22 protein-coding genes are annotated in these 24,604 nt (G+C 63.1%); all 22 read right to left on the reverse strand.

Annotated features, from left to right (window positions below; genetic code table 11):
- Positions 1-222 precede the first annotated feature (222 nt).
- Entirely contained in the window at positions 223-648 is a 426-nt protein-coding gene (locus EYW47_RS10610) for a F0F1 ATP synthase subunit epsilon (RefSeq protein ID WP_133194821.1), read from the reverse strand.
- 109 nt (positions 649-757) lie between these two features.
- Entirely contained in the window at positions 758-2,152 is a 1,395-nt protein-coding gene (gene atpD / locus EYW47_RS10615) for a F0F1 ATP synthase subunit beta (protein ID WP_133194822.1), read from the reverse strand.
- Positions 2,153-2,243: 91 nt separating this feature from the next.
- The gene (gene atpG, locus EYW47_RS10620) at positions 2,244-3,125 is read right to left on the reverse strand and encodes a F0F1 ATP synthase subunit gamma (protein ID WP_133194823.1); all 882 of its coding nucleotides are present in this window, start codon (positions 3,123-3,125) and stop codon (positions 2,244-2,246) included.
- A gap of 87 nt (positions 3,126-3,212) precedes the next feature.
- Positions 3,213-4,754: a F0F1 ATP synthase subunit alpha gene (atpA, locus tag EYW47_RS10625; protein ID WP_133194824.1), complete on the reverse strand. Its 1,542-nt coding sequence runs from the start codon at positions 4,752-4,754 to the stop codon at positions 3,213-3,215.
- Positions 4,755-4,813: 59 nt separating this feature from the next.
- The gene (locus tag EYW47_RS10630; protein WP_133194825.1) at positions 4,814-5,353 is read right to left on the reverse strand and encodes a F0F1 ATP synthase subunit delta; all 540 of its coding nucleotides are present in this window, start codon (positions 5,351-5,353) and stop codon (positions 4,814-4,816) included.
- Positions 5,354-5,355: 2 nt separating this feature from the next.
- Positions 5,356-5,826, reverse strand: coding sequence for a F0F1 ATP synthase subunit B (locus EYW47_RS10635; protein WP_133194826.1), 471 nt, complete (start codon positions 5,824-5,826; stop codon positions 5,356-5,358).
- 142 nt (positions 5,827-5,968) lie between these two features.
- Positions 5,969-6,238: a F0F1 ATP synthase subunit C gene (atpE, locus tag EYW47_RS10640; protein WP_028203308.1), complete on the reverse strand. Its 270-nt coding sequence runs from the start codon at positions 6,236-6,238 to the stop codon at positions 5,969-5,971.
- 68 nt (positions 6,239-6,306) lie between these two features.
- The gene (gene atpB / locus EYW47_RS10645; protein WP_133194827.1) at positions 6,307-7,158 is read right to left on the reverse strand and encodes a F0F1 ATP synthase subunit A; all 852 of its coding nucleotides are present in this window, start codon (positions 7,156-7,158) and stop codon (positions 6,307-6,309) included.
- A gap of 187 nt (positions 7,159-7,345) precedes the next feature.
- Entirely contained in the window at positions 7,346-7,867 is a 522-nt protein-coding gene (locus EYW47_RS10650; RefSeq protein ID WP_133195106.1) for an ATP synthase subunit I, read from the reverse strand.
- A 408-nt stretch (positions 7,868-8,275) separates the two neighbouring features.
- Positions 8,276-9,385 carry an SLC13 family permease gene (locus EYW47_RS10655; protein ID WP_165976539.1) on the reverse strand — a complete coding sequence of 370 codons (1,110 nt, stop codon included), beginning with the start codon at positions 9,383-9,385 and terminating at the stop codon, positions 8,276-8,278.
- A 62-nt stretch (positions 9,386-9,447) separates the two neighbouring features.
- Positions 9,448-10,335: a ParB/RepB/Spo0J family partition protein gene (locus EYW47_RS10660; RefSeq protein ID WP_028220045.1), complete on the reverse strand. Its 888-nt coding sequence runs from the start codon at positions 10,333-10,335 to the stop codon at positions 9,448-9,450.
- A gap of 19 nt (positions 10,336-10,354) precedes the next feature.
- A complete protein-coding gene (locus tag EYW47_RS10665; RefSeq protein ID WP_133194829.1) occupies positions 10,355-11,125 on the reverse strand; it encodes a ParA family protein in 771 nt (256 codons plus the stop codon).
- Positions 11,126-11,295: 170 nt separating this feature from the next.
- Entirely contained in the window at positions 11,296-11,994 is a 699-nt protein-coding gene (rsmG, locus tag EYW47_RS10670; protein WP_133194830.1) for a 16S rRNA (guanine(527)-N(7))-methyltransferase RsmG, read from the reverse strand.
- Positions 11,991-13,949 carry a tRNA uridine-5-carboxymethylaminomethyl(34) synthesis enzyme MnmG gene (mnmG, locus tag EYW47_RS10675; RefSeq protein ID WP_133194831.1) on the reverse strand — a complete coding sequence of 653 codons (1,959 nt, stop codon included), beginning with the start codon at positions 13,947-13,949 and terminating at the stop codon, positions 11,991-11,993. Before mnmG ends, rsmG begins: the two co-directional genes overlap by 4 nt.
- Before the next feature lie 195 nt (positions 13,950-14,144).
- Entirely contained in the window at positions 14,145-14,891 is a 747-nt protein-coding gene (locus EYW47_RS10680; RefSeq protein ID WP_377785240.1) for an ABC transporter ATP-binding protein, read from the reverse strand.
- Positions 14,891-16,678, reverse strand: a complete 1,788-nt coding sequence (locus tag EYW47_RS10685) for a branched-chain amino acid ABC transporter ATP-binding protein/permease (protein ID WP_133194833.1) — start codon at positions 16,676-16,678, stop codon at positions 14,891-14,893. The genes EYW47_RS10680 and EYW47_RS10685 overlap by 1 nt, the downstream gene beginning before the upstream one ends.
- 4 nt (positions 16,679-16,682) lie before the next feature.
- On the reverse strand, positions 16,683-17,738 hold the full coding sequence (locus tag EYW47_RS10690) for a branched-chain amino acid ABC transporter permease (RefSeq protein WP_133194834.1): 1,056 nt from the start codon (positions 17,736-17,738) through the stop codon (positions 16,683-16,685).
- Positions 17,739-17,984: 246 nt separating this feature from the next.
- Positions 17,985-19,154, reverse strand: coding sequence for an ABC transporter substrate-binding protein (locus tag EYW47_RS10695; RefSeq protein ID WP_133194835.1), 1,170 nt, complete (start codon positions 19,152-19,154; stop codon positions 17,985-17,987).
- A gap of 316 nt (positions 19,155-19,470) precedes the next feature.
- Positions 19,471-20,637 (reverse strand): ABC transporter substrate-binding protein, encoded by a 1,167-nt coding sequence (locus tag EYW47_RS10700; RefSeq protein WP_133194836.1) that lies wholly within the window; start codon positions 20,635-20,637, stop codon positions 19,471-19,473.
- A 701-nt stretch (positions 20,638-21,338) separates the two neighbouring features.
- Entirely contained in the window at positions 21,339-22,310 is a 972-nt protein-coding gene (locus tag EYW47_RS10705) for a branched-chain amino acid ABC transporter permease (protein ID WP_133194837.1), read from the reverse strand.
- Entirely contained in the window at positions 22,310-23,194 is an 885-nt protein-coding gene (locus EYW47_RS10710) for a branched-chain amino acid ABC transporter permease (protein WP_133194838.1), read from the reverse strand. Before EYW47_RS10710 ends, EYW47_RS10705 begins: the two co-directional genes overlap by 1 nt.
- A 131-nt stretch (positions 23,195-23,325) precedes the next feature.
- Positions 23,326-24,543: an ABC transporter substrate-binding protein gene (locus EYW47_RS10715; RefSeq protein WP_133194839.1), complete on the reverse strand. Its 1,218-nt coding sequence runs from the start codon at positions 24,541-24,543 to the stop codon at positions 23,326-23,328.
- Positions 24,544-24,604 lie beyond the last annotated feature (61 nt).

Below are 24,604 nucleotides of genomic sequence, written 5' to 3' on the forward strand. Positions count from 1 at the left end.
GCATGGGCGGCGGTCGACGTCTGCGAGCGTGTCCTCGCGAGGCGCGAAGGCATGATTTCGCATTACCTTTCCGTAAACGTCAAGTGATTTTCTCGTGTCGGCGCTGAGCAACGCGTTGTCCGGCCCGCTCGTTCAGGCGAGCGCACAAAAAAAACGGGCTCCCCAATCGGGGAGCCCGTTTCAGAGCGACCGGCCACTCCATGGGAGCGGGCCGTCGCGAAATCAGTGCTGATTCATCTTGCGCAGGCGCTGGATCGCCGCGAGCTGCGCCACTGCGTAGGCGAGCTCCGCCTGCGCCGTTGCGTACTCGAGGTTCGAACCGGCGTTCTGCAGCGCCTCTTCTGCACGCTTGCGCGCCTCGGCGGCCTTCGCCTCGTCGAGATCCTTGCCGCGGATCGCGGTGTCGGCGAGCACGGTCACGGCGCCCGGCTGCACTTCGAGAATGCCGCCGGCGACGAACACGAACTCTTCATCGCCGTCCGCGCCCACGATGCGCACCGCACCTGGACGAATCCGCGTGATGAGCGGCGTGTGGCCCGGCAGAATGCCCAGCTCGCCGGCTTCACCCGGAAGCGCGACGAACTTCGCCTGGCCGGCATAGATGCTCTCTTCGGCGCTGACGACGTCTACCTTGATGGTTGCTGCCATATGTGTCGACTCCTGGAGGGTTCATCCCCGCTTGCGCGGGGTTATCCGATAGGTGCTTGCAGCGGCGCCTCAACTTGCGTCGAGGCGCCCTTCGCGTAACACCCGACCCTTACTGGATCTTCTTGGCCTTTTCGAAGGCTTCGTCGATCGTGCCGACCATGTAGAACGCCTGCTCCGGCAGGTGATCGCACTCACCGTCGACGATCATCTTGAAGCCACGGATGGTTTCCTTCAGCGGCACGTACTTGCCCGGCGAGCCCGTGAAGACTTCCGCGACGTGGAACGGCTGCGAGAGGAAACGCTGGATCTTGCGTGCGCGGGCGACCGACAGCTTGTCTTCCGGCGACAGTTCGTCCATGCCCAGAATCGCGATAATGTCGCGCAGTTCCTTGTAGCGCTGGAGCGTCTGCTGCACGCGGCGCGTGATCGAGTAGTGCTCTTCGCCGATCACGTTCGGGTCGATCTGGCGCGAGGTCGAGTCGAGCGGGTCGACTGCCGGGTAGATACCCAGCGAGGCGATGTCACGCGAAAGCACAACGGTTGCGTCCAGGTGGCCGAAGGTCGTAGCCGGCGACGGGTCGGTCAAGTCGTCCGCAGGGACGTACACGGCCTGAACCGAGGTAATCGAGCCCTTCTTCGTCGACGTGATGCGCTCTTGCAGCTTGCCCATCTCTTCTGCCAGCGTCGGCTGATAGCCCACCGCCGAAGGCATACGGCCGAGCAGTGCCGACACTTCCGTGCCAGCCAGCGTGAAACGGTAGATGTTGTCGACGAAGAACAGCACGTCGAGGCCTTCGTCACGGAAGTACTCGGCCATCGTCAGACCCGTCAGCGCGACGCGCAGACGGTTGCCCGGCGGCTCGTTCATCTGGCCGTACACCAGCGCGACCTTGTCCAGAACGTTCGAGTCCTTCATTTCGTGGTAGAAGTCGTTGCCCTCACGGGTACGCTCGCCCACGCCCGCGAACACGGAGTAACCGCCGTGTTCCTTCGCGATGTTGTTGATGAGCTCCATCATGTTGACGGTCTTGCCCACGCCTGCACCGCCGAACAGACCCACCTTGCCGCCCTTTGCGAACGGGCAGATCAGGTCGATAACCTTGATGCCGGTTTCGAGCAGTTCAGCCGACGGCGAGAGCTCGTCGAACGCCGGAGCCTTCTGGTGGATCGCGCGCTTGTTTTCGCTAACGATCGGACCGGCTTCGTCGATCGGACGGCCGAGCACGTCCATGATGCGGCCGAGCGTCGGCTTGCCGACCGGCACGCTGATGGGCTCGCCCGTGTTCTTGACCACGGTGCCGCGGCGCAGGCCGTCCGACGCACCCAGACAGATGGTGCGCACGACGCCGTCACCGAGCTGCTGCTGCACTTCGAGGGTCAGTTCCGACCCGTCGAGAATGAGCGCGTCGTAAATCTTCGGCATGTGCTCACGCGGGAATTCCACGTCGATCACCGCGCCGATGCACTGTACGATCTTGCCTTCCGGCAAAGCAGTTGTACTCATCGATTTTCCTTTAGATACCTGAATTCTTCACTCGGCCGCCGCTTGCTGCAGGCAGCGCAGCGGCGCGGTTTCGCGTTCGGCTTGTGCCCGGTCAGACCGCTGCTGCGCCGCCGACGATTTCCGAAAGTTCCTTCGTAATCGCGGCCTGGCGGCTCTTGTTATACGAGAGCTGCAGTTCGTTGATGACCGTCTTCGCGTTGTCCGACGCTGCCTTCATCGCGACCATACGGGCCGACTGCTCCGACGCCATGTTTTCCGCCACGGCCTGATAGACCAGAGCTTCGACATAGCGGACCAGCAGTTCGTCCACGACGGTTTGCGCGTCCGGCTCGTAGATGTAGTCCCACTGCGACTTCGGCGTCGCGCCATCGTCATTGCCTTCAAGGCGCTCGTTCGACAGCGGCAGCAGCTGCTCGATGACGGGTTCCTGCTTCATCGTGTTGACGAAGCGCGTGTACGCCAGGTACACCGCCGAGAGCTTGCCTTCCGAGTACTGGTCGAGCTGTACCTTGATCGCGCCGATCAGCTTTTCGAGGTGCGGCGTGTCGCCGAGCTGCACGACGTTCGAGACGACCTTCGCGCGCAGACGGTTCAGGAAACCGAGGCCCTTGTTGCCGATCGCCGTTGCTTCGACCGTCTTGCCGGACGCTTCCAGATCCTTGAACTTCTGCAGCGTCGCGCGCAGCACGTTGGTGTTCATCCCGCCGCACAGACCCTTGTCGGTCGTGACGAGAATCACGCCGGCGGCCTTCGCATCGTTGTTTTCCGTCATGAACGGATGGCGATACTCGGGATTCGCACGGCTCATGTGCGCAGCGATGTCGCGGACCTTGTCGGCATACGGGCGTGCGGCGCGCATGCGCTCCTGGGCACGGCGCATCTTCGACGCCGCGACCATTTCCATCGCCTTGGTGATCTTGCGCGTGTTTTGCACGCTCTTGATCTTGCCGCGAATTTCCTTCATTCCAGCCATTGCTTGCTCCTTGATCGAAGCGAGGCGGGCCTCAATGCTGCCCGCGCCGCTTCAATGTCCGTTTATCGTGATTGATTCCCGGACGGATCAGTATGCGCCGGACTTCTTGAAGTCCTTGAGAGCCGCGTGAAGCGCGTTCTCGTCGTCCTTCGACAGGTCCTTCTTGTCCTCGATGCGGCCGACGAGGTCGGCGTGCTTCGACTTCAGGTATTCGCGCAGGCCCTTCTCGAACGGCAGGACGTCCTTGACTTCGAGGTCGTCGAGGTAGCCGTTGTTCGCCGAGAACAGCGCGACAGCCAGTTCCCACACTTGCAGCGGCTGGTATTGCGGCTGCTTGAGCAGTTCCGTCACGCGGCGGCCGCGCTCGAGCTGCTTGCGGGTCGCTTCGTCGAGGTCCGATGCGAACTGCGCGAACGCTGCGAGTTCACGGTACTGTGCGAGGTCGGTACGGATACCGCCCGACAGCTTCTTGATGACCTTGGTCTGAGCCGCACCACCCACACGCGAGACCGACACGCCGGCGTTAATAGCCGGGCGGATGCCTGCGTTGAAGAGGTCGGTTTCCAGGAAGATCTGGCCGTCGGTAATCGAGATCACATTCGTCGGAACGAACGCGGTCACGTCGCCAGCTTGCGTTTCGATGACCGGCAGGGCGGTGAGCGAACCCGTCTTGCCCTTCACTTCGCCGTTCGTGAACTTCTCGACGTAGTCGGCCGAGACGCGCGCGGCGCGCTCGAGCAGACGCGAGTGCAGATAGAACACGTCGCCCGGGTAAGCTTCACGGCCCGGCGGACGGCGCAGCAGCAGCGAGATCTGACGGTATGCCCAGGCTTGCTTGGTCAAGTCGTCATAGATGATCAGGGCGTCTTGACCGCGGTCGCGGAAGTATTCGCCCATCGTGCAGCCGGCGTACGGCGCGAGGTACTGCAGCGCGGCCGATTCCGAAGCCGAAGCGGCGACGACGATGGTGTACTCCATCGCGCCCGTTTCTTCGAGCTTGCGCACCACGTTCTGGATCGACGAAGCCTTCTGGCCGATCGCGACGTAGATACAGAAGAGGTTCTTGCCCTTCTGGTTGATGATCGTGTCGACGGCCACCGCGGTCTTGCCGCACTGACGGTCGCCGATGATCAGCTCACGCTGGCCGCGGCCGATCGGCACCATGGCGTCGATCGACTTCAGACCGGTTTGCACCGGCTGCGACACGCCTTCACGCCAGATCACGCCCGGGGCGATCTTTTCGATTGCGTCGGTGAGCTTGGCGTTGACCGGGCCCTTGCCGTCGATCGGGTTGCCGAGCGGATCGACCACGCGGCCGATCAGTTCCGGGCCCACCGGCACTTCGAGAATGCGGCCCGTCGTCTTGACGATGTCGCCTTCCGAGATGTGCTCGTACTCGCCGAGAATCACGGCGCCGACCGAGTCGCGCTCGAGGTTCAGCGCGAGGCCGAAGGTGTTGCCCGGGAATTCGAGCATTTCGCCCTGCATCACGTCCGACAGGCCGTGGATACGCACGATACCGTCGGTCACGGAGATCACGGTGCCTTGATTGCGAACGTCCGTGCTCGCTTCGAGGCCCTGGATCCGGCTCTTGATCAGCTCGCTGATCTCAGAGGGATTGAGTTGCATTATTCGCTCCTGATGTTCAATTCTGTTGCGTGCCAGCCGCCGCGCCCACGCGTGGGCGCTCAGGCGGTCAGTGCCACCTGCATGCTGGCGAGCCGCGCGCGGACCGAGGTATCGAGCACTTCGTCGCCGACCGTGACGCGCACGCCGCCGATGAGCGACTTGTCGATTTCAACAGCCGGCTTCAGCTTGCATTTGAACTTGCGTTCGAGGCTGGCGACGAGCTCGTTCAACTGGGCACCCTCAAGCGGGAACGCGCTGACGATCAGCGCGTCCGCGGCGCCTGCCTTGGCGTTCTTGAGCGCTTCGAACTGTGCGTGAATTTCCGGCAGCAGTTCCAGGCGGTGATTCGCGACCAGCATCTGCACGAAGTTCTTCGCCTCGGGCGCATCCTTGAGAGGGGACTTCACCGCCGCGAGCAGGAGCTCGACGACCTGTGCATGGCTCACTTTCGGGCTCGTCGCGACCGACAGCACCTCGGGCAAGGCCGCAACCTGTGCCAGCTCCGCGACGAGCGTGGACCAGGCGGCGGTGTCACCAGCTTCGGCCACGCCAAACAACGCTTCTGCGTACGGGCGGGCGATGGTTGCAAGTTCGGCCATGATCAGAGCTCGGCTTTCAGTTGATTCAGCAGTTCGGCATGTGCCGTCTGGTCGACTTCGCGCTTCAGAATCTGTTCGGCGCCTTGTACGGCAAGTGCCGCGACCTGGCCACGCAGCGCTTCGCGTGCCTTCACGACCTGCTGGTCGGCGTCGGCCTTTGCTTGAGCAATGATGCGTGCCGCTTCGGCGTGTGCCTGGGCCTTGATTTCTTCTGCGACGGCCTGTGCGCGCTTCTCAGCGTCTGCGATGCGGCTTTGACCCTCGTTACGGGCCGTAGCGAGTTCTTCGCCGACGCGCTTGTGCGCAGCTTCGAGTTCCGCCTTGCCCTTTTCCGCGGCGGCGAGGCCGTCCGCGATCTTCTTCGAGCGCTCGTCGAGGGCGTTGACCAACGGTGGCCACACGAATTTCATCGTGAACCACGCGAGGATCAGGAACACGACCATTTGCGCAAACAGGGTTGCGTTGAGATTCACGGTGTTTCCTTTTACGTTGCTATTCCGGGGAGTTGAAACGGCAAGGCGCTCATCGGTTGTGAAACTCGATCAGCGCCTCGTCACCCGTTCCGCTCTGCGCCCGCATCTATGGTTATAGCTCGGGCGCAACCTTCCAGGGAACTTAGCCCGCGAGCTTCGAGAGCAGCGGGTTGGCGAACGCGAACAGCATTGCAACACCCACGCCAATCAGGAACGCCGCGTCGATCAGACCAGCCAGCAGGAACATCTTCGTCTGCAGCGGGTTCATCAGTTCAGGCTGACGCGCGCAGGCTTCGATGTACTTGCCGCCCATCAGGCCGATACCGATACAGGCGCCGATTGCACCCAGGCCGATGATGATGCCGATACCGATGGCCGTGAAACCCTGGATGTTGGCGATGAAAGCTTGCATGATCACTCCTTTGTGAGATTTTCTGGAACTGGGGATTTATAGAACTGCAAATCTGGTTTGACGAGCACTTAGTGCTTGTCGTGTGCCTGGCCGATGTACACCAGCGTCAGCATCATGAAAATGAACGCCTGCAGCAGAACGATCAGGATGTGGAAGATCGCCCAGACGCTGCCCGCAATCACGTGGCCGATGAAGCCAAGCACCGTCGTGTCCGCGCCGAAGCTCCACAGACCGCCCAGCAGCGCGATCAGCAGGAACAGCAGCTCGCCTGCATACATGTTGCCGAACAACCGCAGGGCAAGCGAAACCGTCTTGGCGACGAACTCGATGATGTTCAGTGCAAGGTTCGGGATCCACAGCAGCGGATGCGCGCCGAACGGGGCCGAGAGCAGCTCGTGCACGAAGCCGCCTGCGCCCTTGATCTTGAGGTTGTAATAGATCATCAGCACGAACACGCCGAGCGCGATGCCGAACGTACCGTTCAGGTCGGCGGTCGGGACGATGCGCTGATGCGGGAACACTTCGGACAGGCCGAGCCAGCCGATCACGCGCGTGGGCAGATCGACGGGAATGAAGTCGAGCGAGTTCATGAGCGCGACCCAGATGAACACGAACAGCGCGAGCGGTGCGATGAATGTGCGGTTGCCGTGAACGATGGACTTCGACTGGTCTTCGACCAACTCGACCAGCATTTCGATGGCGCACTGGAAGCGGCCCGGCACACCCGGTGTAGCTTTACGCGCGGCGAGGCGCAGGATGAGGATGGTCACGACGCCGCAAAGAATCGACCAGAACAGCGTGTCGATGTTCCAGACATGGAAGTCGACGATCGACGTCTGGTGCCCAGTGGCAAAGTTCTGCAAGTGGTGCGCAATGTACTCGGACGGACCCGGAGCGCTCGTTCCTTCGCTGGCTGCCATATCGTTAAAACCACCCAAATTGTCGAAAATCGGTTCTGGCCAATTGGCCCAGGCCGCTCCCGCGCAATGCTCTATTGCGGGAACGCACCGCCTCGGATCGAGTCATAGCCCAACATGTGCCAACCGCTTGCCACTTCGATCGCTTCGACGCCTCTCACACGAAAGGCGGCGCGATGTCAGCGACGGGTCAGCGCCACGCGAGCGCGATCCAGTATGTCTTCAATGCGATCAGGTACGTGACGAGCAACGGGATCCACTGCACGTCGCGATACCAGAACGCGATGGCAACGAACATCGCAATCGTCGCCCCCATCTTGAACGCTTCGCCGAGCATCCAGTTAAACACGGTGCCGGCCTTGCTCAACTGCTTCAGGCGCGCCGCGAACAGCGCACCGGGTATCCAGCAGATCGCTCCGCCGAGCAGCGCGGACAGCACCACAGCGTCCGGCGCAGCCACCCCCGGTGGCTTATAGAACAGCCACCACAACAACGCAGCAACCAGGGACAAAACCACTTGCGCTGCCACGACACGAAACGGCGTGACGCGCGACGGGCGGCTCACCTGTGCGCCGAAGAGTTGCTCGGCTTCGGTCCGGGTGAGCGGAACGATGTCGTTGTTATCTTGCTGGTCGGCGTCCAACTGATCCCACCGCGCGTTGTGATCCGAAGTGCGATCAGCGTGACGCTCCGCATTGGGATCATGGCGCACGGAAGCGGCCTTTCCTTGCTCCGGACCTGCACCCTGCTCCTTGCTGGATGCTTCGGTTCCGCGTTGCGGACCTTCGGGCCCTTCATGCGCCTCTGGCGCTTCGTCTGGCCTCTGACCCACCATTGCGTTATTCCGGATATTTGGCTTCCGCCTATTTTCTTGCAACGCGCTTACGGCGCCGCCAACCAAATAAATCCGGGCGATTGTAAGCGATAGTTGCAGCCAATTCAAGACTTTAGGCCGTTCAATAACACGTATGAAATGCTACTTCATCATGCGGAAAACTCACCATTACGCGACAGGTAACGCCAACTGTAAGGAAGCGCCGGACCGTCAGGAGAGCCAAGCAAAACGGGGCGCGATTTTACCCTGGAACGGCGCGTGTGAAGGCATTTTGTCGTTTTTCCGTCAGAGAAAAAACAACACCAGTCCGCCGCCAAATACGGCGACTACCCAGAACGGGATAGCGATCAAATGAAACGGCAGCCATACGCCGCGCTCGCCCGAGAGGCGCACGGCGATGAGATTCGCTAGCGAGCCAATAGCGAGTCCGAAGCCGCCGACGCTCACGCCGAACGCCAGCGCGCGCCAGTCGTGCGTGAAACCGGCGAGCACGATGGCAGCAGGCACGTTGCTGATCGCCTGTGAGAGCACGGCGCCCGCGGCATAGGCGCGTAACGGGGACTGCAACCCGAGGTTCGCAAGCGCGTGATGGATCCACGGCAGCGCGGCGGCGCTGCGCAGTACGATGAACATCAGAATGAAGATCAGCAGCAGTAGCCAGTCGATCTTCAGTACGATGCGCGAGCGCCAGATGAGGAAACCCACGCCGACGCCGGCCAGCGCAATGCCCGCGCGATGCGTGTCGGCGAGCAGCACGAATGCAACGAAAAGCAATGTGGCGACGCCAGCCAACGCGCGATCGACCGGATGCCTTTGCACGTCCTTCGTCAAATCGAGTGGTCTCGGCCGGAACAGCAGCGCCGCGAGCGCGAACAGCAGCACCATGAGCAGCGCGCACAGCGGCGCAAGCGCCGCAACGAAGCGACCAAATGACGCACCACTCAGTTGCCAGAGAAACAGGTTTTGCGGGTTGCCGAGCGGCGTGAGCACCGAGCCTGCGTTCACGGCAAGCGCGATCACGATTACAAATCGCTTTAATGGCAGCGGCGTGAGCTGGTGCAGCGAAAGCACGAGCGGCACGACGACGAAGAGCGCGACATCGTTCGTCACCACCATCGAGAGCGCCGCTGCGAACGCGACAAGGAGGAAAGCCAGCGCTCGCTCGGAGCGGATCCGGTGCACAAGCCGATGCGCCGCCCAAGTCAGGAATCCTGAATATTCGAGCGCCTTGGTGAGAATCAGCAGTCCGGCGAGCGTCATCACCGTTTGCCAGTCGACTAACGCGGGGAGCGTAGACCACGCGCGCGGCGCGCAAATCTGCAGCACCACGAGCGCGGCGACGAGTATCGAGAGGACCGGCTCGGCGAGCGCGAACGCGCCGAGCCAGCAAAGCAGGCTTAACGGGCCGCGCGTGGCGGCATCGGATTCACGCACCGGGAACGAGGACGAGCCTCAAATCAAACAGCGGTCTCGCCGCGCAGGCGAATCAAAATGCCGTCGAGTGCATCGAGGTCGCCGAAGTCGACCGTGAGCTGACCGCGCCCTCGCCGGCCGAGCTTGATTCTGACCGCTGCGGCCAGCAAATCAGACAGCTCCTCTTCGAGGCGACGCGTGTCGCGGCCACCGTCGTGCGCCGCCTTTGCCTTCACCGCCGGCGCGGCTTTGGTGGTGGTCGAAACGAGCTTCTCCGTTTCACGCACCGACATGCGCTTGTTGACCACCTGATTGGCGAGCACGATCTGCGTGGCGGCGTCCACCGCAAGCAACGCGCGCGCGTGGCCCATGTCGAGATCGCCTGCGAGCAGCATGGTCTGCACCGGCGCGGCCAGATTCAGAAGACGCAGCAGGTTCGACACCGCGCTGCGCGAGCGCCCCACCGACTCGGCGGCCTGCTCGTGCGTGAAACTGAATTCATCGAGCAGACGCTGGATGCCCTGCGCCTCTTCGAGCGGATTCAGGTCTTCGCGCTGAATGTTCTCGATCAGCGCCATCGCGGCGGCGGCCTGGTCGGGCACATCCTTCACGAGCACCGGCACTTCCTTGAGCCCGGCAATGTGCGCCGCGCGGAAGCGCCGCTCGCCCGCAATGATCTCGTAGCGCTCGGGTCCGACCGGACGCACGAGGATTGGCTGCATCAGCCCCTGCGCGCGAATGCTCGCCGCAAGCTCCTGCAGCGCGCCTTCGTCCATGCGCGTACGCGGCTGGTACTTGCCGGCCTGCATCTGCGTGAGCGCAAGCGTGTTGGGCGCGCCATCGATCTTCACCGCTTCGGTGATGTCCGCGCTGCCGCCGAGCAATGCTTCCAGTCCTCGGCCCAGCCCCTTCTTCCGTGCTACTGCGTTCATCGTGCGTCTCCAGTCTGCGTCAGAGTGCGCGTACGCGCTCGATCATTTCCGCGCCGAATTGCACATAGGCCTGCGCGCCGCGCGACGCGCGGTCGAACACCACGCCCGGCAAGCCGTAGCTGGGCGCTTCCGCAAGGCGGACGTTGCGCGGAATCACCGCGTCGAACACCTTGTCGCCAAAGTGCTCCTTCAATTGCTCCGATACCTGTTGCTGCAACGTAATGCGCGGATCGAACATCACGCGCAAAAGACCGATCACCTTCAGGTCGCGATTCATGTTCGCGTGCACCTGCTTGATCGTATTGACGAGGTCCGAGAGGCCCTCGAGTGCGAAGTACTCGCACTGCATCGGAATCACGACACCATGCGCCGCGCACAGCCCGTTGAGCGTGAGCAAGGACAACGCCGGCGGGCAGTCGATCAACACGAAGTCGTATTCGTCGTCGACCTCGGCGAGCGCACTCCTCAGGCGGCGCTCGCGCTGATCGACCGACACCAGCTCCACCTCGGCGCCGGCCAGCTCGCGGTTGGCGGGCAGCACGTCGTAGCCCACCTGCTCCGGACGCGTGCGCGCTTGCGGCACCGTCACGCCGTCGACGAGGACTTCATAAACCGTGTTCTCGCACGCCGCCTTGTCGATGCCACTGCCCATCGTGGCATTGCCCTGCGGGTCGAGATCGATGAGAAGGACACGTTGTCCCTGCGATGCGAGGCTCGCGGCGAGATTGACCGTTGTCGTCGTCTTGCCGACGCCGCCCTTCTGGTTCGCAACGCAGAAGATTTTTGCCATCTTTCGTGTGTCCCTTTTACTGCCTTAGAAAGTTTGCTTACGTTATAGCGCACCCGCTATCGGACGCGCTATTCGGCTTTTCGGCCTGGGCCATCCGGCCTGGGCCATTCAGGCCTGGGCCACCCGGCTTGGGCTATCCCGTTCAGTGAACCACGCTACTGTGTCAGCGATCAGGCGGTAGTTGCCGGTTCGATTAACACCTCGGTCAGATGCCGTTCCGCGTCGAGCATCGGCACCGCGAGGCGGATCGTTTGCACCGCTCGCGCGCCGGCCGGCAAACGCTCGATCTCGCCTTCGGGCCGTACGCCCTTCATCGCCCAGATCGCTCCACCGTCCGCAACGAGGTGACGGGCCAGTGTAACGAAATCGGCGAGCTCCGCGAATGCCCGCGAGACGATCAAATCGAATTTTTTTGGCACTTCGACACCGGGACGCAGCGTTTCGACGCGCCCCGTCACCACGGAGAGATTCGTGAGGCCCAGTTCTGCCTTGGCCTGCGACTGGAACGCCGACTTCTTCTGCACGATGTCGTTCAACGTGACTTGCCAGTCAGGTCGCGCAATCGCCAGCACGATGCCGGGCAAACCACCGCCCGAGCCGACGTCGAGCACCGCGGCATCGGCGCGCGCTGGCAAGTGCGGCAGGATCGAAAGCGAATCGAGGATGTGCTGAATCAGCATCTGGCGCGGATCTCGGATCGCCGTCAGGTTGTAGACGGCGTTCCACTTCGCCAGCAATGCGACGTAGGCCAGCAGTTGTTCGTGTTGCCGCTCGCTCAAGTCGAGGGAGAGCGCTTGCGCGCCCTCCTTCAGCAATTGCGCGAGTGCGTCGCGGTCCGCGATGCCGGGTTGCCGTGCGCGGCCCGTCATTGAGCCACCGGCGTGTTGTCGGTGCCCTGATCGGACGAACTCTGACGGCGGCGACCGAGGCCGCGCTTGAGGTGAACCATCAGCAGCGAGATTGCGGCAGGTGTGATGCCCGAGATGCGCGACGCCTGGCCGATCGTTTCGGGACGGAATTGATCCAGCTTCTGACGCGCCTCGAACGACAAGCCGCGCACCTCAGCGTAATCGATGCCCTCGGGTAGCCGCGTATTCTCGTGCGCGCCATTGCGCTCGATTTCATCGGCCTGACGGTCGATATAGCCCTGATATTTGATGCCGATCTCGATCTGTTCCTTGATCTGGGCAAGCAGGACCTCATCGTCGGCAAGCGGTGCTTCAGGCGCACAAGCGCCCTCGCGCAGACCGCACACACCGTCGTAGTTCACGCCAGGACGGCGAAGCAGATCAGCAAGGTTGTATTCGCGATCGATTGGCTTGCCCAGCAGGGCGGTCGCCTCTTCCGCGCCAAGCGTCTTCGGATTCACCCACGTCGACTTCAGGCGTTCTGTTTCACGTGAAACAGCATCGCGCTTGCGGCTGAATGCGTCCCAGCGGACGTCGTCGACGACGCCCAGTTCGCGGCCAATTTCCGTCAGACGCATGTCGGCGTTGTCCTCGCGCAGGCTCAGACGATATTCGGCACGGCTCGTAAACATGCGGTACGGCTCCGAAACGCCGCGCGTCACCAGATCGTCGACCAGTACGCCGAGGTACGCCTGATCGCGACGCGGACACCACGCGTCCTTGCCCTGCACCTGCAGGCCGGCATTGATACCCGCAAGCAGGCCTTGCGCTGCGGCCTCTTCGTAGCCCGTCGTGCCATTGATCTGGCCCGCAAAAAACAGGCCATTGATGACCTTCGTTTCCAGCGATGCCTTCAGGCCACGCGGATCGAAGTAGTCGTACTCGATCGCATAGCCCGGGCGCAGGATATGGGCATGCTCGAGCCCGCGCATCGAATGCACGAGCTCGAGTTGAACGTCGAACGGCAGGCTCGTCGAGATCCCGTTCGGGTAGAACTCGTTGGTCGTGAGGCCTTCCGGTTCCAGGAAGATCTGATGCGATTCCTTCGAGGCAAAGCGGTGAATCTTGTCTTCAATCGACGGGCAATAGCGCGGCCCCACCCCTTCGATCACGCCTGTATACATAGGCGAGCGGTCGAGACCGCCGCGAATGATGTCGTGCGTGCGCTCGTTGGTGTGCGTCACCCAGCACGGAATCTGCTGCGGATGCTGGTCCGCCCTGCCGAGGAACGAGAAGACCGGCACCGGATCGAGGTCGCCCGGCTGCTCTTCGAGCACCGAAAAATCGATCGAGCGGCCATCGATACGCGGCGGCGTGCCCGTCTTGAGCCGGCCTTGCGGCAGCTTCAGCTCCTTCAGGCGTGCGGACAGCGTCACAGCCGCCGGATCTCCAGCGCGACCGCCTGTGTAGTTGTTCAGGCCCACGTGAATCTTGCCGTCGAGGAACGTCCCCGCCGTCAGCACCACGGCGCGCGCGCGGAAGCGGATACCCACCTGCGTCACGGCCCCGACCACGCGGTCGCCTTCGACCATCAGGTCCTCCACCGCCTGCTGGAACAGCCAGAGATTCGGCTGATTCTCGAGGCGTCGACGGATCGCCGCCTTGTACAGGATGCGGTCGGCCTGAGCGCGCGTCGCACGCACGGCTGGGCCCTTGGACGAATTGAGGATGCGGAACTGGATGCCGCCCTCGTCGGTGGCAGCGGCCATCGCGCCACCTAGCGCGTCGACTTCCTTGACCAGATGGCCCTTGCCAATGCCGCCGATCGACGGATTGCAGCTCATCTGACCGAGTGTTTCGATGTTGTGCGTGAGCAGGAGCGTCTTGACGCCCATGCGGGCGGCGGCAAGCGCTGCCTCGGTGCCGGCGTGACCGCCGCCGACGACGATTACGTCAAACTCTGTGGGAAAAAGCATGGCGGGGACCTCACGCACGGACGAATGGACCGCGTGAGCCTTCTCAGAAAAAGTGGTATGCGCGAATTATAACGGTTTCGGGTTTTAAGCCGTTCGCACCCGAATTTCGTTCCACGCTCAAACGAAAAAAAGCGGCGTGTTTCACGTGAAACACGCCGCCGTTTTCTGCAGAGGTTGACGAGATCAGTCCGCTAATCAGACAGGCTTCTTGGCCAGGCCGAGGTAAGTCTCGATCACTCGTGGATTCTGCGCCAGTTCGCTCGCTGGCCCTTCCAGCGCCAGATCGCCCGTTTCGAGCACGTAGCCGTAATCGGAGATCTGCAGTGCGGCACGTGCATTCTGCTCGATCAGCAGTGTCGCCACGCCGGTCTGCCGCAGCGCGCTGATGATGTGGAAGATCTCCTTCACGATCAGCGGCGCCAGCCCGAGGCTAGGCTCGTCGAGCATCAGCAAATCCGGCTTGCCCATCAGCGTACGCCCGATCGCAAGCATCTGGCGCTCGCCACCCGAGAGCGTGCCCGCAGCCTGGCCGCGCCGCTCCTTGAGCCGTGGAAATAGCTGAAACACGTGATCGAGCTGGTCGAGGAAATTGCGCTCACCGGCCCGCTTACGTCGATAGGCGCCGAGAACGAGGTTGTCCTCGACGGTCATCGAAGCAAACAACTCGCGCTTCTCCGGCACTAGGCACATACCGCGCGCGACGCGCCGCTCGATGGGCAGCGTGCCGATTTCCTCGCCCAGCCAGGCAATCCGGCCACTGGCATGACCCGTAACAGGCAGCGCGCCCATGATGGCATTGAGCAGCGTGGACTTTCCGGCGCCGTTCGGGCCGATCACGGAGACGATCTGCCCCGCGCCGACCTTGATCGCCGCCTTGTGCAGCGCCTCGATCTTGCCGTAGCGCACGGCGAGTCCGGAGACTTCGAGTACGGGTGTGCTCATCATTCCACCCCGCCCAGATAAGCCTCGAGCACCGCCGGGTCCTGCTGCACCTCTTCCGGCAATCCTTCCGCGATCCGCGTGCCGAATTCCATCACGACCAGGCGGTCGGTGAGATTCATCACGAAGTCCATGTCGTGTTCGACCAGCAGCACGCTCATCCCCTCCTCTCTCAGCCTGCGCAGCAAGCCGGCCAACTGTTGTTTCTCCTGGTAACGCAGGCCGGCAGCAGGCTCGTCGAGCAACAGCAGCGTCGGGTCGCAGCAAAGCGCCCGCGCAATTTCCAGAATGCGTTGCTGTCCGAGCGCGAGACTGCCGGCCTCGTCGTACATGTGCTGCTCGAGGCCAACGCGGCGAAGCTGTTTGGCGGCCTCGCTCATCAGACGGCCCTCCTCCGCCGCGTTGAGCTTCACGACGCTGCGCAGCACGCCCGAATGGCCACGCAGATGCGCGCCGATCGCGACGTTTTCCAGCACGGTCATCGTCGGCAGCAGCTTGACGTGCTGGAACGTCCGTCCGATGCCGCGCGCGACGATTTCACGTGAAGTCAGGCGGTCGATGCGCTCGCCGCGGAACGTGATTGCGCCACTAGTCGGCTGCAGCACACCCGTCACGAGGTTGAACGTCGTCGACTTGCCCGCGCCGTTCGGGCCGATCAAGCCAATGATCTGCCCCGCCCTCACCTCGAAGCTCACGTCGTTGACCGCCACGAGCCCGCCAAACTGCTTGCGCGCCTTGTCGACGGTCAGCAGCAATTCGCCCGTTGCCGGCTTGCTGCGCTGCGGCAAAGGCTCGGCGTGCTCGGGCACGTGAGCCTGTGGCCCGCGTGGAAAGAAGCGCGCCACGAACGGCCACACGCCGCGACGGGCGTATTGCAGCAGCAGGACCATCAAAATGCCGAACACGATGATCTCGAAATTGCCGTTCTCGCCCAGCAGCTTCGGCAGTAGCGTCTGCAGCCAATCTTGCAGAACGGTGAGGATCGCCGCGCCCAGCACCGCGCCCCAGACATGCGCCACGCCGCCCACCACGGCCATGAACAGGTATTCGATCCCGTGGTTCAGGCCGAACGGCGTGGGGTTCACCGCGCGCTGCAGATGGGCGTAGAGGAAGCCCGACACCGCCGCGAGCACAGCCGCGTAGACGAAGATCACGACGCGCATCCATGCCGTGTTCACGCCCATCGCCTCGGCCATCTGGCCGCCGCCGCGCAGCGCGCGGATTGCGCGGCCCGTGCGGCTATTAAGCAGATTCTGAACGGAGACGACCGAGGCCAGCACGACCACCCAGATCAAGTAATAAATATGGCGCCCCGACTCGAGGTCGATGCCGAGCACGTTGAGGACCGGGATGCCGTTGATCCCGTCGTACTTGCCCAGCATGTCGAGATTGCCGAACAGGAAGAACAGCGCGAGTCCCCAGGCGATGGTGCCGAGCGGCAGGAAATGCCCGGAGAGCCGCATGGTGACGAGCCCCAGCACGAGCGCAACGAGCGCCGTGATAACGACGCCGACAATCAACGCAAGCCACGGCGAGACGCCGTACTGGGTGGTCAGATACGCGGTCGCGTAGGCGCCGAGCCCGACGAACGCGGCCTGCCCGAAGCTCGTCATCCCGCCGATGCCGGTGAGCAGCACGAGTCCGATCGCGACGATCGAATAGAGGCCGATGTAGTTGAGCAACGTGATCCAGTATTCGGGCACGTGCACGGGGTGCGGCAGCACCGGCAGCGCGAACATGACCACGAGGAACAACCAGAAGAAGCGGTTATGTAGAACGAGTCGTTTCATCGCTTCACTCCTCTTCCTCTTCGGCATGCGGCGTGGAAAGGCTGCGCCACAGCAGCACGGGAATGATCAGCGTGAACACGATCACTTCCTTGTAGGAGCTTGCCCAGAACGACGAGTACGACTCCAGCAGGCCCACGAGCACGGAGCCCGCAGCGGCCAGCGGATAGCTCACCAGGCCGCCGATGATGGCGCCCACAAAGCCCTTCAGGCCGATCAGGAAGCCCGAGTCGTAGTAGATGGTGGTGAGCGGCGCCACCAGCACGCCGCACAGCGCGCCGAGTCCTGCTGCAAGCGTGAACGCGAGCCGCCCGGCCTGGGTCGTGCCAATGCCCACGAGGCGCGCGCCCAGCCGGTTCACCGAGGTCGCGCGCAGCGCCTTGCCCGAGATCGTGCGATCGAAATAGACGTACAGCACGACGATCAGCACCGCTGCGGTGCCGATCACCCAGAGGCTCTGCCCCGAGATCGAAAGGCTCCCCACGTTGAACGTGGCGTCGGTGAATGCGTTCGTGCGCGAACCTTCCGCACCGAACATCACGAGCCCGAGCCCGACCATCGCGAAGTGCACCGCAACCGCCACGATCAACAACAGGAGCGTGGTTGCCTCGGCGATGGGCTCATACGCGAGCCGATAAACGAACGGCCCCATCGGCACGACGATCGCAAGCGTGAGCGCAATCTGCACGAGCATGGGCAGTTGTTGACCGGCCAGGCCGCGCGTGAGCACATAGAGCGCAATGGGAAAGAGCAGATACCTGCTCGCGAGCGTCACGAGCGTGCGCGGCGCATGCTTGCGCCGCTCGGCATGCCGCACGAGCCCCGCCGTCTCCACGACGAAGCACGCGGCGCCCAGCGCGACGAGCAGCCAGCAGGTGGCGGGAAACTTCTGAGATTGCAGCGCGGCGAGCGTCAGCGCGCCATACGAGACGAACTCGCCCTGCGGAATGAAGATCACCCGCGTCACGGAGAACACCAGCACCAGGGCGAGCGCGAGCAGCGCGTAGATCGCTCCGGTGGTGATGCCGTCCTGCGCGAGGATCGCGGCGATCGATAAATCCATAACCCCTCTTTCTGTAGCGCGTGAAACCAGGTACGTCGGAAAAGATGGCGATGCGGGAAAAACGTGCGGCGCAGCTGCACAGGCTGCGCCGCGTTCAAGGATGCTCTGCGGGAGCGCACCGCGAGGCCGCGGTGCGCGGCCATTGTCAGTGGCCGAAATGAAGTGTGAGTGTTGCGAGCATTGCGCGTGTTTCACGTAACACTGCGCGCCCGCGCAGCATCACGCCATCGCGTTGCTACGCCCTCGTCACTCGCTCTGCAGCTTCCACTTGCCGTTGACCACCTCCACGATCACGCGGGCGCGGTCGTCGAGGCCGTTGTGATCGGTGGGCGTGGTGTTCATGATGCCGTGCGAAAGCGGCAGCTCCTTGACGTTCTCGAGCGCGTCGCGCAGCGCCACGCGGAACGCCTCGGTACCGGGCTGAGCCGTCTTGAGCGCGACCGGAATCGCGCGCTGGAGCATCTGGCCCGCGTCCCAGGCATGGCCGCCGAAGGTCGCCACGGAGCCTGCGCCGTAGGCCTTCTCGTACGCCGCCTTATAAGCGAGCGACGACTGCTTCACCGGGTTCGAGTCGGGCAGCTGATCGGCGACGAGAATCGGGCCGGCGGGCAGGATCTCGCCTTCGCAGTCCTTGCCGCACACGCGCAGGAAGTCGTTGTTCGCCACGCCGTGCGTCTGATAGATCTTGCCCTTGTAGCCGCGATCCTTGAGCGTGGTCGCGGGCAGCGCCGCGGGCGTGCCGGAACCTGCGATCAGCACGGCATCGGGGTTCGCCGACATCAGCTTGAGCGCCTGGCCCGTGACCGACGAATCCGTGCGGTTATAGCGTTCGTTCGCGACGATCTTGAGGTTGTGCTTCGCGGCCGCCGCGCTGAACTCCTTGAACCAGCTGTCGCCATAGGCATCCGTGAAGCCGATGAAGCCCACCGTCTTCACGCCGTGCTTCTCCATATAACCCGCGAGCGCGTCGGCCATCAGGCTGTCGTTCTGCGGCGTCTTGAAGGCCCATTTGCGCTTGTCGTCCATCGGATGCACGATGGCCGCCGACGCCGCGAGCGAGATCATTGGCGTCTTGCCTTGCGCGACGACGTCGAGCATCGCCAGCGAATTGGGCGTCACCGACGAGCCGATGATCGCATCCACGTGATCCTCGTCGATCAGCTTGTGGGTGTTCTGCACGGCCTTGCTCGTGTCGGAGGCGTCGTCGAGCACGATGTACTGCACGCTCTTGCCCGCGATCTCCTTGGGCAGCAGCGCGATGGTGTTCTTCTCCGGAATGCCGAGCGATGCAGCCGGCCCCGTCGCCGAAAGCGTCACGCCGATCTTCACCTGCGCGGCGGCCATGCCGGCCACGCCCATTAGCGCCGCTGCGAGTCCGGCGCTAATCGACCTCAAAACCCACTTCTTCGTTTTCATTGCGCGTCTCCAAGCCCTTTGCCTGCGTGTTATCGAGTCATCCCGCACCGATTGCTACGATCTTCGTAAAACCGGCGCTGGCCTCTGAGTGTAGTAATCGGGATCGCGCGTGTGATGCATGGTTTTCCCTGCCCGCAGCGCAGCACTTGCCGCCGCGCGCACGGTGCGCGTTCCGTTTTGTCGACTGCTCCCCTGCCCTGCTTTGTGCCCGTGCCGTGCTGCACAGCGTCGTTGCATCGGCAACAAAAAAGGCACCTCGTTCGAGCGTGCCTTTCTTGGTCCCTTGCTTGATGTGCTTGCGCGTTCCTCGTGAAACTCAGTCGCCGGCCCGCTTCCACTTGCCGCCGGTAATCTGCACCATCACGCGCGCGCGCTGATCGAGGCCCGCGTGATCGGTCGCGCTCATGTCGAAGATGCCATGCGCGCCCGCGACGTCGTGCGAGTCTTCAAGCGCTTTGCGCAGCGCCTCGCGAAACGCCTTCGTGCCGGGCTGGCCCGCCTTCAGTGCGACCGGAATCGCGTGCTGTAGCAGCAGACCCGCGTCCCACGCATGGCCACCGAACGTCGAGATCGAGCCTGCGCCCCAGGCCTTTTCGTAGGCCGCCGTGTACGCGAGCGCCGATTGCTTGACGGGGTTCGTGGCCGGCAACTGGTCGGCCACGAGCAGCGGGCCGGCAGGCAGATACGTGCCCTCGCAATCCTTGCCGCAGACGCGCAGGAAGTCGTTGTTCGCCACGCCATGCGTCTGATAGATCTTGCCCGCGTAGCCACGCTCCTTGAGCGTCTTCTGCGGCAGCGCGGCCGGCGTACCCGCGCCGGCGATCAGCACGGCGTCGGGATGCTGCGAGATCATCTTGAGCACCTGGCCCGTGACGGAAGCATCGTTGCGCGCAAAGCGCTCGCTCGCCACGACCTTGATGTTCTGCTTCGCGGCCGCCGCGCCGAACGCCTTGTACCAGCTCTCGCCGTAGGCATCCGAGAAGCCGATGAAGGCCACCGTCTTCACGCCGTGCGCAGCCATGTGGTGCGCGATGGCGCCGGCCATCAGCTGATCGTTTTGCGGCGTCTTGAAGACCCAGGCGCGCTTCGCGTCCATCGGCTCGACGATCGAGGCCGCAGCGGCCATGGAGATCATCGGCGTGGCCGTTTCGGCGGCGACGTCGATCATCGCGAGCGAATTCGGCACCACGGTCGAGCCGATCAGCGCGTCCACGTGATCCTCGCTCGTAAGCTTGCGCGCGTTCTTCACGGCCTGGGTGGAATCGGTGGCGTCGTCGAGCACGATGTAATCGATTTTCTGACCCGCAATTTCCTTCGGCAACAACCCGATGGTGTTTCTTTCGGGAATCCCCAGCGAGGCGGCGGGCCCGGTGGCTGACAGCGTCACGCCGATCTTCACGTCCGCCTGCGCCGCACCTGCTGTCGCCGCGAGCACCCCGGTCGCGACGCACGCCGCGCTCATCCAACGCCAAACCAACTGCATCTCCACTCCTTCGATAATCGTTTTCTTTATTGCCGCGGATTTTCGGTGCTTCCGGATTTCAATACGGCAGCGCCCGCGTACCCATGCGCGATGCGCTGGCCCGCAAATTGGGAAGCCACGCCAGCAGATAATGCTGACCGCATGGTCGGTGAATGGCGAGTGTAACGGAGTGATGTTTGGCGCGGCAAGCGCTTTCCAATCGCTTACAACACGAATGCAACGCACGTGCAAAGCCGCGTGCAATGCGTAACGCGCAGAGCCATGTGAGGCGGGCGTTTCGTGCTCTGCGGAGAATTTTGCGTAATTCGAAGAGAGGAAAAACTCGCGCGGAAGTGCCGATTATTGGCGACCGGCGGGCAGATGCCAGGCAGACGTAATGCGAGTGGAAAAAGAAACAGCGGAGGGGGAAAAGATAATCGGGAGAACGAGGCGTGTGCATCTCACAAAACTAACGCACAAATTAAAAGCGCTGTTGGACTCTCATCCAACAGCGCTTCCTTATCCGGGCACTTTGTGCCTCAGTTGTCTCCTCGTTCTCCACCTGCAAATTCGGTGCATCAGAACTAAGCGAAACTTTAAACTTCCGCTCCCTTACGGGCAACTAGCATTTACCCTAGTGGTGCAGTGCGGCACCCAAATGGGGCGCTTCAACGCCCATTGTCTCACCGACTGCAACAAAAGACCACGCGCACCGCCCCTCTTCAAGCGCGCAGCGGCCGAACACGCGAGACGATCTCGCCAACGATGCCGCGCCGGAACGCCAGCACGCAGGCAATGAAGATGAGGCCGGTGACGATCGTTGCGGACTCGCCGAGCGAGCGGAACCAGTCCACGCCCGTCAGATGGGCGAGCGCCGTGCCGATATCGCCGAGCCGGTCTTCGAGCGCCACGATCAGCGCCGCGCCCAGCAGCGGCCCGAACAGCGTGCCCATGCCACCCACGAGCGTCATCAGGATCACGAGGCCGGACATGGTCCAGTAGGCGTCGCCGAGCGTCTCGAAACCGAGCACGAGCACCTTGAGCGACCCGGCGAGACCCGCGAGCCCCGCCGAGAGCACGAACGCGAGCAGCTTGAAGCGGTCGGTGTCGTAGCCGAGCGAAATGGCGCGCGGCTCGTTCTCCTTGATCGCGCCCAGTACCTGCCCGAACGGCGAATGCACGATCCGCACGATCAACAGGAACGCGAGCACCATCACCACGAGCACGACGTAATACAGCGCGAGATCGGAGTCGAGCGAGATGAGCCCGAACAGCTTGCCGCGCGGCACGCCCTGCAAGCCATCCTCGCCGTGCGTGAAGGGCGCCTGCAGAAACACGAAGTACACCATCTGCGCGAGCGCGAGCGTGACCATCGCGAAGTAGATCCCCTGGCGGCGGATCGCGAACATGCCCACGATCGCCCCCAGCAGCGTGGCGGCAGCCGTGCCGGCCAGCACGCCCAGCTCGGGCGTGAAGCCGAGCGACTGGATCGCGTAGCCGGTGGTATAGCCCGCCGACGCGAGGAACATCGCATGCCCGAACGAAAGCAGGCCCGTGTAGCCGATCAGCAGATTGAACGCGGCGGCGAACAGCGCGAAGCACAGCACCTTCATCACGAAGAGCGGATACGCGCCAATGAAAGGCGCCGCGATCAGACCGATCAGCAGCAGGCCATAGAGCAATTTTCTTTGCATCACCGTTCCTTGCCGAAGAGGCCAGCGGGGCGAATCAGCAGCACGATCGCCATGATCACGAACACCACGGTCGCGGAAGCCTCGGGCCAGAACACGCGCGTGAAGCCTTCGATCACGCCGAGCAAGAGGCCCGTGATGATCGACCCCATGATCGAGCCCATCCCGCCGATCACGACCACGGCGAACACCGTGATGATCATCGACTGGCCCATGAGCGGCGAGACCTGGATGACCGGCGCGGCCAGCACGCCCGCGAACGCGGCGAGCGCGACGCCGAAGCCGTAGGTGAGCGTGATCATGAGCGGCACGTTGATGCCGAACGCCTCGACGAGCTTGGGATTTTCCGTGCCCGCGCGCAGATAGGCGCCAAGGCGCGTCTTCTCGATCACGAACCACGTGGCGAAGCACACGGCAAGCGAGGCGACCACGACCCACGCCCGATAGTTGGGCAGATACATGAAGCCGAGATTGGTCGCGCCCGAAAGCGCGTCGGGCACGTCGTACGGCTGCCCGGAAGAGCCGTAGATGGAGCGGAACACCCCTTCCAGCACGAGCGTGAGCCCGAAGGTCAGCAGGAGTCCGTACAAATGATCGAGCCGGTAGATCCAGCGCAGCATCGTGCGCTCGATCACCATGCCCACCAGTCCCACCACGAGGGGCGCGACGAAGATCATCACCCAGTACGGCAGGTTGAAGTAAGCGAGCCCCATCCACGTGAGCATCGCGCCCAGCATGAACAACGCGCCGTGCGTGAAATTGATCACGTTGAGCATGCCGAAAATCACCGCGAGGCCCAAGCTCAGGATCGCATAGAACGAACCGTTCACGAGCCCGAGCAACAACTGGCTCAGCATTGCCGGAAGCGGAATGCCAAAGATCGTCATGAAAGCCGCCATGAATGCCAACAACGGTTACGCACACACGCGGCACGCAACGCGGGCTCCTCGCCGCGCCGCGTGCCGCCTGCCTGACACACAGCCATCACACCCTTCAGAACCGCCCAACCTCAGGGCGCTTACTTCCAGAGCGCGCAGCGCGACTCCTGCCTGGTCGTGTACGCCTGGTCGCCCGGAATGGTCTGCAGCACCTTGTAGTAGTCCCACGGCTTCTTCGACTCGGACGGCTTTTTCACCTCGACCAGATACATGTCGTGGATCAGCACGCCATCCGCGCGGATATAGCCGCCCTTCGTGTACATGTCATCGATCTTGGTCTTCTTCAGTTGCTCCATCACCTTGTCGGCATCGGTGGTGCCGGCCGCCTGCACCGCCTTCAGATACGACGTCACCGCCGAATAATCGGCCGCCTGCAACTCGGAAGGCATCTTCTTCGTCTGGTCGTAATAGCGCTGCGCCCACTTGCGGGTCGCGTCATTCTGGTCCCAGTACCAGCCGGTCGTGAGCACGAGACCCTGCGTCGTCTCGAGCCCGAGGCTATGCACGTCGGGCAGGAACATCAGCAGCGCCGCGATCTTCATCGACTTCGTGATGCCGAATTCCTTCGAAGCCTTGATCGCGTTGACCGTGTCGCCGCCCGCGTTCGCGAGGCCGAGAATCTGCGCCTTCGAAGCCTGCGCCTGCAGCAGGAACGACGAGAAGTCCGACGCCGAAAGCGGATGCCGTACCTCGCCCAAGACCTGGCCGCCGTTCGCCTTCACGACGTCCGCGGTGTTCTTCTCGAGCGACTTGCCGAACGCGTAGTCGGCAGTCAGGAAGAACCAGCTCTTGCCGCCCTGCTTGAGCACCGCGAGGCCCGTGCCCTTCGCGAGCGCGACCGTGTCGTAGCCGTAGTGGACCGTGTACGGCGTGCATTGCTCGTTTGTCAGCGCATCCGTACCCGCGCCCGTGTTGATGTACACGCGCTTCTTCTCTTGCGCGACCTGGTTCATCGCGAGCGCGGTGGCCGAGTTCGTGCCGCCGAGCAGCAGGTCCAGCCCGTCACGGTCCATCCACTCGCGCGCCTTCGACGCGGCGATATCGGCCTTGTTCTGGTGGTCCGCGTACATGACCTGGATAGGCTTGCCCAGCACCTTGCCGCCAAAGTCCGCCACCGCCATCTTGATCGCGACGAGCCCGCCCGGGCCGTCATCGTCCGCATAGAGGCCCGACATGTCGGTGATGAAGCCGATCTTCACCGCGTCGTTGGCGGCCTGCGCGCTCCCCGCGCTGAACGCCATCACGGCTGCCGTTGCGGCAAACAGGCCCGCGAGCCGCGCGAACGTGGTTTTCTTCATTGCAGTCTCCTTCGTTGGTTGCGTTGTTATTCAGGAACACTCCATGAACAAGCGGAGGCAA

The organism is Paraburkholderia silviterrae (assembly GCF_004353915.1).
GTDB lineage: Bacteria > Pseudomonadota > Gammaproteobacteria > Burkholderiales > Burkholderiaceae > Paraburkholderia > Paraburkholderia silviterrae.

Excerpts from the sequence above, each read along its gene's own strand:
- EYW47_RS10610 (WP_133194821.1), bottom strand. The coding sequence starts at position 648 with ATGGCAGCAACCATCAAGGTAGACGTCGTCAGCGCCGAAGAGAGCATC.
- atpD (WP_133194822.1), bottom strand. The coding sequence starts at position 2,152 with ATGAGTACAACTGCTTTGCCGGAAGGCAAGATCGTACAGTGCATCGGC.
- atpG (WP_133194823.1), bottom strand. The coding sequence starts at position 3,125 with ATGGCTGGAATGAAGGAAATTCGCGGCAAGATCAAGAGCGTGCAAAAC.
- atpA (WP_133194824.1), bottom strand. The coding sequence starts at position 4,754 with ATGCAACTCAATCCCTCTGAGATCAGCGAGCTGATCAAGAGCCGGATC.
- EYW47_RS10630 (WP_133194825.1), bottom strand. The coding sequence starts at position 5,353 with ATGGCCGAACTTGCAACCATCGCCCGCCCGTACGCAGAAGCGTTGTTT.
- atpE (WP_028203308.1), bottom strand. The coding sequence starts at position 6,238 with ATGCAAGCTTTCATCGCCAACATCCAGGGTTTCACGGCCATCGGTATC.
- atpB (WP_133194827.1), bottom strand. The coding sequence starts at position 7,158 with ATGGCAGCCAGCGAAGGAACGAGCGCTCCGGGTCCGTCCGAGTACATT.
- EYW47_RS10660 (WP_028220045.1), bottom strand. The coding sequence starts at position 10,335 with ATGAACGCAGTAGCACGGAAGAAGGGGCTGGGCCGAGGACTGGAAGCA.
- EYW47_RS10665 (WP_133194829.1), bottom strand. The coding sequence starts at position 11,125 with ATGGCAAAAATCTTCTGCGTTGCGAACCAGAAGGGCGGCGTCGGCAAG.
- rsmG (WP_133194830.1), bottom strand. The coding sequence starts at position 11,994 with ATGACGGGCCGCGCACGGCAACCCGGCATCGCGGACCGCGACGCACTC.
- mnmG (WP_133194831.1), bottom strand. The coding sequence starts at position 13,949 with ATGCTTTTTCCCACAGAGTTTGACGTAATCGTCGTCGGCGGCGGTCAC.
- EYW47_RS10680 (WP_377785240.1), bottom strand. The coding sequence starts at position 14,891 with ATGAGCACACCCGTACTCGAAGTCTCCGGACTCGCCGTGCGCTACGGC.
- EYW47_RS10685 (WP_133194833.1), bottom strand. The coding sequence starts at position 16,678 with ATGAAACGACTCGTTCTACATAACCGCTTCTTCTGGTTGTTCCTCGTG.
- EYW47_RS10690 (WP_133194834.1), bottom strand. The coding sequence starts at position 17,738 with ATGGATTTATCGATCGCCGCGATCCTCGCGCAGGACGGCATCACCACC.
- EYW47_RS10695 (WP_133194835.1), bottom strand. The coding sequence starts at position 19,154 with ATGAAAACGAAGAAGTGGGTTTTGAGGTCGATTAGCGCCGGACTCGCA.
- EYW47_RS10700 (WP_133194836.1), bottom strand. The coding sequence starts at position 20,637 with ATGCAGTTGGTTTGGCGTTGGATGAGCGCGGCGTGCGTCGCGACCGGG.
- EYW47_RS10705 (WP_133194837.1), bottom strand. The coding sequence starts at position 22,310 with ATGCAAAGAAAATTGCTCTATGGCCTGCTGCTGATCGGTCTGATCGCG.
- EYW47_RS10710 (WP_133194838.1), bottom strand. The coding sequence starts at position 23,194 with ATGACGATCTTTGGCATTCCGCTTCCGGCAATGCTGAGCCAGTTGTTG.
- EYW47_RS10715 (WP_133194839.1), bottom strand. The coding sequence starts at position 24,543 with ATGAAGAAAACCACGTTCGCGCGGCTCGCGGGCCTGTTTGCCGCAACG.